This is a genomic window from Methylomonas sp. MS20 (assembly GCF_050275925.1).
Classification (GTDB): Bacteria; Pseudomonadota; Gammaproteobacteria; order Methylococcales; family Methylomonadaceae; genus Methylomonas; species Methylomonas koyamae_A.
The window spans coordinates 4,977,478-4,989,564 of the sequence record NZ_CP189962.1; the positions used below are offsets into that span (position 1 = coordinate 4,977,478).

The window sequence follows — 12,087 nt, forward strand, 5'->3', positions numbered from 1 at the left end:
AGACCGCAAATCCCATTGCGCCCGTAGCTCAGCTGGATAGAGCGCAGCCCTCCGGAGGCTGAGGCCAGAGGTTCGAATCCTCTCGGGCGCGCCATTTTGACATCTTCCCCAAACTGCCATTTTCCCCTGGTTTGGCATAGGCGGCCATTCAGTGGCCAGCTAAAATTGATGTTATTTGTCGTCACCCAAATTTGACATTTGCCCTCAATGACCAAACATCCTTAATCTTTAGGGTTTAGAAACCTCATTTTTGAACAGTCTTGGCGGGCAATGGGGAGAAATCCGCCCTTGGGCCTAACGCTCATGCAACGGCTGCGTTGCCCCTGCAAATGAAAGCCAATGGTGTGGGAGCGGCTTTAGCCGCGATTGACAGCGCTCCGACACCGAATTGGGTAACCGCGTCCGGTGACTTTCATAGTAAAGATCTATCCGCCACGCGACGGCGGCGGCATTTTTTCCCGCAGTTTCAAGAAACGCCGGTAGCGCGCCAGCGGGATTTCGCCGGCTTCCGCGGCGGCGCGGACCGCGCAGTCCTTGTCGGTGACGTGCTTGCAATCGTTGAAGCGGCATTGGCCGATGTAGGGTTGAAATTCTCGATAGCCCCAGGCCAGTTGCGCCTCGGTCAAACCGGCCAGACCGAAAATCGCGACGCCGGGGCTGTCGATCAAATCGCCGCCGCCGGGCAAGTGGTAGAGCGTGGCGGCGGTGGTCGTGTGGCGGCCGTGTTTGCTGATCGCCGAAATGGTATTGGTGCGTAGCGTCTTGTCCGGCAGCAGCGCGTTGGTCAACGACGACTTGCCGACCCCGGATTGACCTGCAAACAGACTGGCGCGGTTTTGCAGCGTATGAGCCAGTTCGGCGATGCCGATTTGGCGGTTGGCGCTGACCGGGTGTAGCCGGTAGCCCAGCGTTGGGTAATAGTGCAACTCGGCGTCGATATCGGCCGGCAACGGCAGGTCGATCTTGTTCAGGATCAGGTCGGCGTCGATATTACTGTTCTCGCAGACCGCCAGATACTGATCCAGCAACAGAAAATCGCAGGCCGGCTCGACCGCCAACACCACGTACACGCTGTCCAGATTGGCGGCCACCGGCCGGCTTTCGTTGCCGCGCGCCGGACGAAACAGCGTGGAACGTCGCGGCAGGATCGCTTCGATGCGGCCTTGCTCCGGCGACGACAGCGTTAGTTTGACGCGGTCGCCGACGACGACGGTATCCAGTTTGCGCAGGGTTTGGCACAGGACGGGCGGCGTGGCGTCGTCCAACTCGACAGCGATGCCTTTGCCGAGATGGGCGACGACCAGGCCTTCCCGCTGAGCACTCATCAAGCGGTTTGTATCTTTTCTTCGATATGGGCGATGCGGATCGCGGCGGGCGGATGGCTATAGTGGAAGGCCGAATACAGCGGGTCGGGCGTCAGCGTGCTGGCGTTTTCTTCGTATAGCTTGACCAGGCCGCTGATCAGTTTGCCGGCCTCGGCGTTGCGGGTCGCGAAATCGTCGGCTTCGAACTCGAATTTGCGTTGAAAGAACGCGCTGATCGGTTGCATAAACGTGGTGAATACCGGCGACACCAGCATAAACAACAGTAAGGCCGCCGCATTGGAGTGAGTGCCCACGCCGAGTCCGTCGAAAAACCAGTCTTGGGTAATCAACCAGCCTAGAATCGCGAAGCTGATCAAGGTCATCAGCGACGAGGCGATCAGCATCTTGATCGTGTGTTTGCATTTGAAATGGCCGAGTTCGTGGGCCAATACGGCTTCCAGTTCCGATTCGTCGAGGGACTTGACCAGCGTGTCGAAAAACACGATGCGTTTGTTGTTGCCCAGGCCGGTGAAATAGGCATTGCCGTGGCCGGAACGGCGCGAGCCGTCCATGATGAAAATGCCGTTGCTGTTGAAGCCGCAACGTTCCAGCAAGGTTTGAATGCGTTGCTTCAACGAGCCGTCCTGCATCGGTTCGAACTTGTTGAACAAGGGTGCGATCAGGGTTGGGAACAGCCAGCTCATCAACAGCGAAAAACCCATCATGATGGCCCAGGCATACAGCCACCACAGGTCGCCGATACTGTCCATTACCCATAGAATCAACGCTAAAATCGGCAGACCGATGCCGAGCGTCAGCGCGACCGACAACAATTGATCCTTGACGAATTGCGGCAGGGTGTTTTTGTTGAAGCCGAATTTTTCTTCGATGACGAAGGTTTGATAGAGGCTGAACGGAATTTCGACGACGGTCATTAACAAAAAGACGCTGGCCATCGCCGCCAAGCTGGCTTTCAGCGGCGACAAATCGAAAGTCGCCCAGAAGTCGAATACCAGGCTGATGCCGCCACCCAAAGTCAGCGCCAGCAGAAATACAATGCCGACCACGCTGTCCAAGTCGCCCAGTTTGCTCTTTTCCACCGTATAGTCGGCGGCTTTTTGATGGGCGGCCAGCGATACCCGGTCGCGGAAGGCCGCCGGCACTTGGTCGCGATGTTGCAGCACATGGGCTTTCTGGCGCATTGCCAGCCAGAATTGGACGCCGTAAGACAGGACGAGGGCGACGAGAAATAGGACGGTAAAGGTGTTCATCAAGGCCGTGAGGTTGGGGGTTAACGATTAGCGGTACAGATTAGCTAATGCTACAATTTGCCGCAACTTTATAAATAATCTAGGGAATAGCCAATGGCTCAGGATGCAAACAATCTTATCTGGATAGACCTGGAAATGACAGGGTTGGATCCGGATAACGATTTGATCATCGAAATCGCAACCGTCGTTACCGATCCAAATTTAAACATCCTGGCCGAAGGCCCGGTGATAGCCGTCCATCAATCCGACGCGGCGTTGGCGGCGATGGACGACTGGAATCAACAGCATCACGGCCAATCCGGGCTCATTCAACGGGTCAAGGATTCCCGCATCGATGCCACCGCCGCCGAAGCCGAAACGTTGGAGTTTTTGCGGCAATGGTTGCCGGAACGGTCGTCGCCGATGTGCGGAAACAGCATTTGCCAGGATCGGCGTTTTTTGTACCGTTACATGCCCAAGCTGGAAGCCTTTTTTCATTACCGCAACCTGGACGTATCCACCGTTAAAGAACTGGCGGCGCGTTGGGCGCCCAAGGTCAAGGACGGTTACAACAAGCAAGCCTCGCATAAGGCGCTGGACGACATTCTCGAGTCCATTGAGGAATTGCGGCATTATCGCGAGCACTTTTTTAAATATTAATCCGTCCACTTGGGTTGGCTCGCTGCATTAACGACGGAGTTTGGCCCAGCGATACGGAATCAATAGATCGGCTTGCCAGATGCCTGGCTCGCCCCACGCCCTTTAATTTCAGGTACCACACAGCCATGCTAGACCCCCGTTTATTTAGAAGCGAACTGGAGACGGTTTGCCAGCAATTGCAACGCCGCGGCTTTCAATTCGATGCCGCCGCCTATCAAGCCCTGGAAGACCGCCGCAAGGACATTCAGGTCAAGACTCAGGATTTACAAAACGAACGCAACACCCGCTCGAAGGCCATCGGTCTAGCCAAGGCCAAGGGCGACGACATCCAGCCCTTGCTGGATCAAGTGGCCGATTTGGGCGACCAGCTCAAGGCCGCCGAAGCCGAATTGAACGACGTGCAAAACCAGTTAAACGCATTGATGGCCGGCATACCGAACATCCTCGACGCGGCGGTGCCGGACGGCAAAAGCGATGCCGATAACCTGGAAGTCAGCCGTTGGGGCGAGCCGCGCCAGTTCGATTTTCAACCCAAGGACCACGTCGATCTGGGCGAGCCGTTGGGCATGAACTTCGAATGGGGCGCCAAGATCGCCAGTGCCCGTTTCGTCGTGCTGGCCGGCAAACTGGCGACATTGCAACGGGCCATCATTCAACTGATGTTGAATACCCACATCAACGAGCACGGCTACCAGGAAACCTATGTGCCGTTCTTGGCCAACGCCGACAGCCTGCGCGGCACCGGCCAGTTGCCGAAGTTCGAGGCCGATTTGTTCACGGTGCAAAATGAGCCGACCTTCTACCTGATTCCGACCGCCGAAGTGCCGGTCACCAACATCGTCCGCGACGCCATTGTCGAAGCCAAGCAGATGCCGCTGAAGTTTGTCTGTCATTCGCCCTGCTTCCGCAGCGAGGCTGGCGCTTACGGCAGCGACGTGCGCGGCATGATTCGCCAGCACCAGTTCGAGAAGGTCGAGCTGGTGCAAATCGTGTCCGCCGAAACGTCCGCCCAGGCGCACGAGGAACTGACCGGCCACGCCGAGAAGATTTTGCAACTGCTGAATCTGCCTTACCGCAAAATGCTGCTGTGCGCCGGCGATACCGGCTTTTCGTCGGCCAAGACCTACGATCTGGAGGTCTGGTTGCCGGGGCAACAAAAATACCGGGAAATTTCGTCCTGTAGCAACTTCAAGGATTTCCAGGCCCGGCGCATGCAGGCGCGCTGGCGCAATCCGGACACCGGCAAGCCTGAGTTGGTGCATACCTTGAACGGCTCGGGACTGGCGGCCGGCCGTACCTTGATCGCGGTCATCGAAAACTATCAAAACGCCGACGGCTCGATCACGGTACCGGAAGCCTTGCGGCCTTATATGGGCGGACTCGCGGAAATTCGCTAAGCGATTAGGGCCGGACACCGCAAGCCGGGGTAGCGATTCAAGCGCTACCCCGGCTTTTTTATGCCCCTACTGGGATTGGCAAAATAGTTTTGAACCAAAACTAACCTGGAGTATCATCGCCGCCGGAGTTGCGGAGGGCTCTTTAGTTCTGCTCGGCTCCGACCATAATTTTAATAATTGACTGGGGTTAACATGAGCGAGAACAATCAAGTACAAGAGCCGTCGTTGTACGAACGTCTGGGCGGCGAAGCCGCCGTCAACGCGGCGGTCGATGTGTTTTACGGTAAGGTGTTGGATGATTATCGAATTAACCGCTTCTTCGAAAAAACCGATATGGCTAAACAAGTCGAGCACTTGAAAGCCTTCATGACCGTCGCTTTCGGCGGTCCCAACCAGTATACCGGTCGCTCCTTGCGCGACGGCCATGCCAGATTGGTTCAAAAGGGTTTGAGTGACAGCCACTTCGACGCCGTGATGGAACACCTGGGCGCGACGATGCAGGAACTGAACGTGCCGGCCGAGTTAATCGGCGAAGCGGCCGCCTTGGTCGAAAGCGTTCGCGGCGAAGTCCTCGGCCGTTGACGGAACCGTGCCGCCATGCGCGCGGTTCGGCGCGTGGCGGCAATCCTGGGGATGGCTCATCCTCGGCGCTACCTCGAGCCTTACAAATTTTCCGCCGCCCCCGTCCGGTTTTAGTATCCTAGCCGACCATTCCGTATTCGGTCGTCGTCATGTCGCTACATTCTCTTTACGCCACCGCGCCTAAGGCGCTGGAAGGCATCCTCGCCAACGAAATCCGCGCCCTCAGTGGCCAAAACGTCAAGGAAAAACTGGCCGGCGTGGCCTTCGACGGCGATCTGGCGCTGGCTTACCGGGTGTGCTTGTGGTCGCGAGTGGCCAACCGGGTGTTTCTGCCGCTGAGCAGTTTCGAGGTCAAATCCCAGCAGGACCTGTACGACGGCGTCAAGCGCATTAATTGGTTCGAGCATATCCAGCCCGACGCCAGTCTGGCGGTATCCTTCAACGCCAAGAACAGTCCGGCGATCAACAACACCCACTTTGGCGCGCAAAAGGTCAAGGATGCCATCGTCGACCAGATGCGGGCCAAGTTCAACAAGCGCCCCAGCGTCGATACCGACCGGCCGTCGCTTCGCGTCAACGTTTATCTGCACAACGACCTGGCGCAACTCAGCCTGGACTTGTCCGGCGAAAGTTTGCACAAGCGCGGCTTCCGCGACATCAGCATCGCCGCGCCGATCAAGGAAAACCTGGCGGCGGCGATTTTGTTGCGCGCCGGCTGGCCCAAGATCGCCGAGCAAGGCGGCAGTTTGCTCGATCCGATGTGCGGTTCGGGGACGATGTTGTTGGAAGGCGCTCTGATCGCCGCCGACATCGCGCCTGGCTTGCAGCGCGATTACTTTGGTTTTCTGGGCTGGAAAAAACACGATGCCGGTTTGTGGCAAAGCTTGCTCGACGAGGCCCGCCAACGCCGCGAAGCCGGAATAAACAAAATGCCGACCATCGTCGGCTTCGACCAGGACCGGCGTACCGTCGCCACTGCGGTTCAGCATGTCGAAAACGCCGGACTGTCCGGCAAGATTCATATCGAAAAACGCGACATCGGCGATGCGGCTGCGGCGGAAAGCTGGCCCAAGGGCTTGATCGCCTGCAACCCGCCCTACGGCGAACGGTTGGGCGACGAAGCAGAAACCGCCGCGCTGTACCGTCGCTTCGGCGAGGTGCTGAAACAGCGCTTCGCCGGCTGGCAGGCGGCGATGATCATTAGCGACCCCGAATTGGGTTTTAGGCTGGGCATTCGTTCGCAAAAGCCGATCACCTTGTTCAACGGCGCGCTCGAATGCAAATTGCTGCGTTTTAACATCGAGGAAAAAGCCTTCTTCGAGCCCAAGGCCAAGTCGCAACAGGAGCGTGCCGAATCGATCTGGCGCCGCGCCCAAGTCGAACAAGTCGACCCGCAAGCCGAGATGTTCGGCAACCGCTTGCGCAAGAATCTGAAGAAACTCGCCAAGTGGGCCAAGCAAAACCGGGTGAGTTGTTACCGCCTGTACGACGCTGACCTGCCGGAATACGCGGTCGCGGTGGATGTTTACCAGGGAGAGCAGCTTTGGGTCAATGTGCAGGAATACGAATCGCCGAAAACCATCGATCCGGCCAAGGCCAATCAACGCCTGGCCGGGGCAATGGCGGAGATTCCGAAAGTGCTGGAAATTCCGGCCAACCAGGTGTTTCTGAAAATCCGCCGCAAGCAAAAAGCCAGCGACCAATACGAAAAGCTCGGCGAACAAGGCCATTTTCACGTGGTCGAGGAAGGCGGCTGCAAGTTCTGGGTCAATTTCGAGGATTATCTGGATACCGGCTTGTTTCTGGATCACCGGCCGATGCGCTTACGCATTCAGCAAGAAGCCAGGGGCAAGCGCTTTCTGAATCTGTTCGCTTATACCGGCAGCGCGACGGTGCACGCGGCGGTCGGCGGCGCGGCGGCGTCGGTCACGGTCGACATGTCCAACACCTATCTGGACTGGGCCAAGCTCAATTTCGAACTCAACGGCTTCCGCGGCGACCACAAGCTGGTGCGCGCGGATTGTCCCAAATGGCTGGCCGAGCAGGCGGCATTAAAAAACAAGCCGCAATTCGATTTGATCTTTCTCGATCCGCCGACTTTTTCCAATTCCAAGAAAATGGACGACGCCTTCGACATTCAAAGCGATCACGTGGCTTTGTTGAAAAACGCGTCCGCGTTGCTGGCGCAGGGCGGCGTGTTGTATTTCTCGACCAACTTCCGCCGCTTTAAACTCGACCGCGAGGCCTTGGCCGGCCTGGACATCGAAGACATCAGTGCGACGACGATTCCCGAGGACTTCGCCCGCGACCAAAAAATTCATTATTGCTGGAGAATCACGCGATGAAGGATTGCCTGCACATCATCGTCAAGGGGCGGGTACAGGGCGTGTATTTTCGCGCCTACACCCAAAAGCAAGCGGTCAAACTGAATCTGTCCGGTTTCGTCCGAAATCTGCCAGACGGCAGCGTCGAAATCGTCGCTTCCGGACACCCGGACGATTTGCAAAAGCTGGTGGCCTGGTGTCACAAAGGGCCGCTATTGGCCAAGGTTGCCGAGCTTGTCGTCAATGCCCATCAGCCCGACGAACATTGGCAAGCATTCGAGATTCGTTGATATTGAGCTGAATCAACCTCGAACGTCTAACGTTGATGACAGCACTCAGGCTACATTTGTCGGATCAGACGCGATTTGTCGTACAAATCCTGCGCCAATTTCAGGCGGGCTATCATCTCTCAGGGTTTTACGAATTCGGTTGGCAAGGCTTGGTCGGCTAACGATTCAGCGAGAATCTGCGCTATGCTCGCTATCTGTATGTGGATGATCTGGTCGTCAAGGGTAAGCGGCAAAATCAGGGTATAGGCAAACGTCTCATTGAATATGTCAAACAGGCAGCCCAATTTGCAAACTGCAATAATCTGGTTCTGGATACCCGCTTATACATGCCGCTAGCACAACGACGCTATTACCGACAAGGCTTGTCGGCGAAGGGTATGCATTTTGTTGAACACCTAAATGGCGGATTTGTTGCCTAACCCCGCTGCGCCATAATCTATGTGTCTGTAAACTGAGTGCCGTATCGCTTCGCGAGGTGGGCTTCAAGCTGCATCGTTCTCGGCGTACTTTGGTTTCGTTTTGTGACGGCGGTTGGGTTGGGTAAGCGTGGATGGAATTCGGACGACCGGACGAACTCCAATGAATTTAAGTACCCTTTTGTCGGGTGATCACCGCTTGCTGAACGGCCGTTGCAATTTCATTGGCGATTTTTTCGTCGGTAACCGCGCGCGCTAACGTTACGCCGCCAATCAGCATTGCAAAGTTAGCCCACGCATTATCAATAGCCGCCTGATCGGTTGTTTTGGATGTACCCTCTGCCGCAAGTTTGACTATCTTTAGCAACTCCGACTCAAATGCAGCTCGTATCGCTTCTTCGGAACGACAGACTTCCGGAGTTACACTTTGAAGTATGCAACTGTCGCCCAGATCGCAGGTGCGTTTTGGACCCATGTAAAACGTTGCAAATTCTTCCCACCAGTTTTCGCCATATTTCTGCTGAAAAGTGCCGATCCCGGATTTCAAGTCCTCCATTCCGGCAATGATCGCCGCTTTAAACGCCTCGGCTTTGGAGCTGAAGTGTCCGTAGAACGCCCCTGACGTCAGGCCGGCTTCCTTTGCCAAGCCATCGACGCCGATGCCACTGTAGCCGCCTTTTCGAAAGCAACGCCCGGCCGCCTCAATAATGCGCTGGCAGGTTTGTTGTTTTTGGTCTGCTGTATATCTCACGCGGGTATATCTAATGCTATTTGGGATTGACATTGTATCAAATGGCCAGCATCGGCATCTTTGACAAGATAACGATCGTTATATAATATTGTATAGCGATCGTTATTTAATGTTCGTCGCGTAGCTTCCGCTACGCGTAACCCCAAACAACAGGAAACCGACATGCCGCTTACTCTTACGCTAACAGAAGGTGTCTTACCCGCGGGAACCGAAAAGCTCGCTTTTCGCAGAATTTGCGATTCAATGTTGAAATGGCACGGGCTATCCGGCAATAAGGTGATGACGCCCAATGTCGTTGGCGCTATCCATCTGCTGCCCAAACATCAAACCTATTCAGGATTGCAAGAAACCGATGTCGTATTTATCGAATGGAAGGTGCCGTCATTTGCGTTTAACACACCAGAAATTCAGCAGGGACATATCGAAGAAGCCACCAACATTATTCATGAACTATCGGGCGGCAGCCTGCCTAAACACCAAATCTGGGCTAATGTCGTCCATGCTGTTGATGGCGCCTGGGGAATCGCTGGTCAGGCGTTGACCAATAAACAGTTAGGCGAGGCACTTTCCACAGGTTAAATTTAGATCCCTTCGCGGGTCGATTTCTCATCGCCCGCGAGTAGCTGTGTTTATTCACTCGGCAGGCGGCCCATGCCCAAAAGCCGCCCGCAAAGCTGCGACAACATCACGTTAGCGTCTAGTAAACGCACATTGATAAAAGGAAGAGATATGTCAAACGGTTATATCTCGAAAGCTGTCGAAGTCATGACACCTAACATCGAATGCGATATCAAACGACGGCTGTTGCTGGCTGGGATGGTCGGTGCGGTAGGCGCATTCACCGCGACGCCGTTGTTCGCACAAATCACATCGCAGGGCAATACGACAGTCTCCAGCGACGGTATCGTTCGAACTATCCTGCAAAGTCATGAAGATAATGAAGGCAACGAATTTCGTTTGGTCATGACCACCTATCCTCCAGGAGTGGGCTTGCCAGTTCACCATCATCCCTCAGTCGGTTTCAATTACATTCTTGAGGGGATAGCGGAATCGCAGTACGTTGACGAGCCAATACTAACCTTCAGAGCAGGGGATAGCTACCAAGACAAGGCCAACGCTCAACACCTGATTTTTCGCAATGCCGACAGGATTAATCCGCTGAAATATTTAATCACTTATACCACCCAAAAAGGCCAACCATTTTTGATGGTTCCTTAATGCCAAAGCGCTTATTGGGCATTTGGGACATCACGTCACCGGAAATACGCTATGAATAAACAACGAAAAGGTTTGCAGGTCATTTCGATACTTTTGTTATTGCAAGCCAATGCGCATGCTGCGGGAAATAGTTATACGCTTCCGCTTACTTTAGCGGTCGAAGCTGCCAGCGAAACGGTACGCTCCTGCGAAGCTTTGGGATATAACGTTTCGGTGGCTTTTGTCGATATGTTCGGTCAGCCCAAAGTTCAGCTAAAAAGCGACAAGAGTACGCCGCATACCTTCGAGACAGCCTATCGAAAAGCCTACACTATCGTGACGTTTGGCCCCAACTATCATTTAGAAACCAGCGGTCAAGTGGCCGAGCTAATGAGCAAAAACCTGGCATTTTATAATGCCGTACTCACTATCCCCAATGTCACGCTATTGCCCGGCGCATTAGCGATAAAAGTGCAAGGGAACCTCTGAAAAACTGCCGTTTTGAGTAGCAGTCATTTCGAAAGCAGCTCAAAAAATTCAATAATCGCCCGTTTTTTCCATCAAAACAGTCGTTATTTGTCGAAAACAAGCCCTTTTCCGGGCCTATTTTCAAATTCCAGACGCAATCAGGCTGCGACGTTCATACGCATCGCCGCGCAGTACATTGGCAATGGCCGTCAAAAAGGTCAGTCGGGCGGCGTTTTTAGCCAAGCCGCGATAGCGGTTCTTGGCATAACCAAACCGAATTTTAATATCCCGAAAGACGTGTTCGACCTTGGCGCGGCGACTGGCCAGTTCGCGCGCGGCTTGGCGAAGGCGCTGGGCCTGTTCGCTCTCGTCTTTCGTGAGCTTGGCCAGTTTGCCTGGACGCATCGCGATCACGCAGTCTGGCGGGTTGTCGCTGGACATCTCGGGGCGTTTATCCAAACCTTGATAGCCGGCATCGCCGTGGACGAACTGTTCTTCACCGTGTAGCAAAGAGGCGGCTTCTGCTATGTCGCTGACGTTGCCCGAGGTGACTTTGAGGCTATGCACTAAGCCGGTTTCGCTATCGACGCCGATGTGGAATTTGCTGCCGAAAAACCATTGATTGCCTTTCTTGCTGGCATGCATCTCGGGATCGCGCGCTTTGTCTTGGTTTTTGGTCGAGGTCGGCGCGGCAATCAGGCTGGCATCGACGAGGGTGCCGGCTTTTAAAAACAGCCCTCGCTCTCCCAAGGTTTGGTTGATCGCCTGAAAGATCTGCTCGGTGAGCCCGTGTGCTTCCAATAGGTGCCGGAACTGCAAAATCGTACTTTCATCTGGCACGCCTTCCAGGCGGACACCGCAAAAACGTCGCAGCGATTCAATCTCGTAGAGCGCATCTTCCATTCCAGGATCGGAATAGTTGTAGACAATCTGTGCGACATGCACGTGTAGCATGGCATTCAAGGGAAACGGCTTGCGCCCGCGTCCTTTACCAGACGCATAATGCGGCTCGATCACCGCCACCATCAGCGACCACGGCAATAAGCCCTCGAGCTGGTCGAGAAACTTCTCGCGCCGGGTGACTTTGCCTTTGTTAGCGTATTCGGCATCGGCAAAACTGAGTTGTTGGGGCTGGTCCATGGGTGTCGTCTCTACCGCGATTTCGTTGAAATATTATACCGCTTGCTGTTTTTGGGAATTAATCAGAGGTTGCCTAACGCACAGAACATGAAAAAAGGAGATAGGATGTGAACTAGCGTGCTTAGTGCCGGCGCTACATAACTTAAAAACAATGAAAAAGTCGCGGCACACCCGGTGAGCCATCCCATCGCGACTACCTCTGCTTTTCGAAGTTCTGTGAAGTAGCTCATTGCAACAATGAATTAGATGGCTTGTATATGTCGAAACAATCTCGTCTACAAGATTATTTATTGGTCCGAATATTAAGC

General features: G+C 54.7%; 13 protein-coding genes and 1 tRNA gene. 10 read left to right on the forward strand and 4 right to left on the reverse strand.

Going from position 1 to position 12,087, the window contains the following annotated elements; translation table 11 throughout:
* Nucleotides 1–17 precede the first annotated feature (17 nt).
* Nucleotides 18–94: transfer RNA gene (locus tag ACQE3D_RS22150), tRNA-Arg, on the forward strand.
* Between the two features lie 331 nt (nucleotides 95–425).
* Here ACQE3D_RS22150 and rsgA read toward each other — a convergent pair.
* Nucleotides 426–1,325 carry a ribosome small subunit-dependent GTPase A gene (rsgA, locus tag ACQE3D_RS22155; protein ID WP_313730433.1) on the reverse strand — a complete coding sequence of 300 codons (900 nt, stop codon included), beginning with the start codon at nucleotides 1,323–1,325 and terminating at the stop codon, nucleotides 426–428.
* Nucleotides 1,325–2,575, reverse strand: a complete 1,251-nt coding sequence (locus ACQE3D_RS22160) for a M48 family metallopeptidase (protein WP_281021561.1) — start codon at nucleotides 2,573–2,575, stop codon at nucleotides 1,325–1,327. Before ACQE3D_RS22160 ends, rsgA begins: the two co-directional genes overlap by 1 nt.
* Nucleotides 2,576–2,668: 93 nt before the next feature.
* Between ACQE3D_RS22160 and orn the strand changes: the two genes are divergently transcribed.
* The 6 genes from orn (at nucleotide 2,669) to ACQE3D_RS22190 (ending at nucleotide 8,226) form a co-directional block, all read left to right on the forward strand.
* Entirely contained in the window at nucleotides 2,669–3,214 is a 546-nt protein-coding gene (orn, locus tag ACQE3D_RS22165) for an oligoribonuclease (protein ID WP_313730432.1), read from the forward strand.
* Between the two features lie 125 nt (nucleotides 3,215–3,339).
* Nucleotides 3,340–4,611: a serine--tRNA ligase gene (serS, locus tag ACQE3D_RS22170; RefSeq protein WP_313730431.1), complete on the forward strand. Its 1,272-nt coding sequence runs from the start codon at nucleotides 3,340–3,342 to the stop codon at nucleotides 4,609–4,611.
* A 192-nt stretch (nucleotides 4,612–4,803) separates the two neighbouring features.
* Nucleotides 4,804–5,193 carry a group I truncated hemoglobin gene (locus ACQE3D_RS22175; protein WP_064030956.1) on the forward strand — a complete coding sequence of 130 codons (390 nt, stop codon included), beginning with the start codon at nucleotides 4,804–4,806 and terminating at the stop codon, nucleotides 5,191–5,193.
* 149 nt (nucleotides 5,194–5,342) lie between these two features.
* Complete coding sequence (gene rlmKL / locus ACQE3D_RS22180) at nucleotides 5,343–7,538, forward strand: bifunctional 23S rRNA (guanine(2069)-N(7))-methyltransferase RlmK/23S rRNA (guanine(2445)-N(2))-methyltransferase RlmL (RefSeq protein WP_313730430.1); 2,196 nt, start codon at nucleotides 5,343–5,345, stop codon at nucleotides 7,536–7,538.
* Complete coding sequence (gene yccX, locus ACQE3D_RS22185; RefSeq protein WP_064030954.1) at nucleotides 7,535–7,807, forward strand: acylphosphatase; 273 nt, start codon at nucleotides 7,535–7,537, stop codon at nucleotides 7,805–7,807. Before rlmKL ends, yccX begins: the two co-directional genes overlap by 4 nt.
* Before the next feature lie 200 nt (nucleotides 7,808–8,007).
* Nucleotides 8,008–8,226, forward strand: a complete 219-nt coding sequence (locus tag ACQE3D_RS22190) for a GNAT family N-acetyltransferase (protein ID WP_409521125.1) — start codon at nucleotides 8,008–8,010, stop codon at nucleotides 8,224–8,226.
* A gap of 166 nt (nucleotides 8,227–8,392) precedes the next feature.
* Here ACQE3D_RS22190 and ACQE3D_RS22195 read toward each other — a convergent pair whose 3' ends face one another.
* Nucleotides 8,393–8,974 carry a TetR/AcrR family transcriptional regulator gene (locus ACQE3D_RS22195; RefSeq protein WP_313730429.1) on the reverse strand — a complete coding sequence of 194 codons (582 nt, stop codon included), beginning with the start codon at nucleotides 8,972–8,974 and terminating at the stop codon, nucleotides 8,393–8,395.
* Nucleotides 8,975–9,136: 162 nt separating this feature from the next.
* Between ACQE3D_RS22195 and ACQE3D_RS22200 the strand changes: the two genes are divergently transcribed.
* From ACQE3D_RS22200 to ACQE3D_RS22210, 3 genes are all read left to right on the forward strand, one after another.
* The gene (locus ACQE3D_RS22200; RefSeq protein WP_313730428.1) at nucleotides 9,137–9,553 is read left to right on the forward strand and encodes a 4-oxalocrotonate tautomerase; all 417 of its coding nucleotides are present in this window, start codon (nucleotides 9,137–9,139) and stop codon (nucleotides 9,551–9,553) included.
* A gap of 150 nt (nucleotides 9,554–9,703) precedes the next feature.
* Nucleotides 9,704–10,192, forward strand: coding sequence for a cupin domain-containing protein (locus ACQE3D_RS22205; RefSeq protein ID WP_313730427.1), 489 nt, complete (start codon nucleotides 9,704–9,706; stop codon nucleotides 10,190–10,192).
* Between the two features lie 51 nt (nucleotides 10,193–10,243).
* On the forward strand, nucleotides 10,244–10,660 hold the full coding sequence (locus ACQE3D_RS22210; protein WP_313730426.1) for a GlcG/HbpS family heme-binding protein: 417 nt from the start codon (nucleotides 10,244–10,246) through the stop codon (nucleotides 10,658–10,660).
* A 120-nt stretch (nucleotides 10,661–10,780) separates the two neighbouring features.
* Here ACQE3D_RS22210 and ACQE3D_RS22215 read toward each other — a convergent pair whose 3' ends face one another.
* Nucleotides 10,781–11,779 carry an IS5 family transposase gene (locus ACQE3D_RS22215; RefSeq protein ID WP_313730425.1) on the reverse strand — a complete coding sequence of 333 codons (999 nt, stop codon included), beginning with the start codon at nucleotides 11,777–11,779 and terminating at the stop codon, nucleotides 10,781–10,783.
* Nucleotides 11,780–12,087: the final 308 nt, after the last annotated feature.

Excerpts from the sequence above, each read along its gene's own strand:
- rsgA (WP_313730433.1), bottom strand. The coding sequence starts at position 1,325 with ATGAGTGCTCAGCGGGAAGGCCTGGTCGTCGCCCATCTCGGCAAAGGC.
- ACQE3D_RS22160 (WP_281021561.1), bottom strand. The coding sequence starts at position 2,575 with ATGAACACCTTTACCGTCCTATTTCTCGTCGCCCTCGTCCTGTCTTAC.
- orn (WP_313730432.1), top strand. The coding sequence starts at position 2,669 with ATGGCTCAGGATGCAAACAATCTTATCTGGATAGACCTGGAAATGACA.
- serS (WP_313730431.1), top strand. The coding sequence starts at position 3,340 with ATGCTAGACCCCCGTTTATTTAGAAGCGAACTGGAGACGGTTTGCCAG.
- ACQE3D_RS22175 (WP_064030956.1), top strand. The coding sequence starts at position 4,804 with ATGAGCGAGAACAATCAAGTACAAGAGCCGTCGTTGTACGAACGTCTG.
- rlmKL (WP_313730430.1), top strand. The coding sequence starts at position 5,343 with ATGTCGCTACATTCTCTTTACGCCACCGCGCCTAAGGCGCTGGAAGGC.
- yccX (WP_064030954.1), top strand. The coding sequence starts at position 7,535 with ATGAAGGATTGCCTGCACATCATCGTCAAGGGGCGGGTACAGGGCGTG.
- ACQE3D_RS22200 (WP_313730428.1), top strand. The coding sequence starts at position 9,137 with ATGCCGCTTACTCTTACGCTAACAGAAGGTGTCTTACCCGCGGGAACC.
- ACQE3D_RS22205 (WP_313730427.1), top strand. The coding sequence starts at position 9,704 with ATGTCAAACGGTTATATCTCGAAAGCTGTCGAAGTCATGACACCTAAC.
- ACQE3D_RS22210 (WP_313730426.1), top strand. The coding sequence starts at position 10,244 with ATGAATAAACAACGAAAAGGTTTGCAGGTCATTTCGATACTTTTGTTA.
- ACQE3D_RS22215 (WP_313730425.1), bottom strand. The coding sequence starts at position 11,779 with ATGGACCAGCCCCAACAACTCAGTTTTGCCGATGCCGAATACGCTAAC.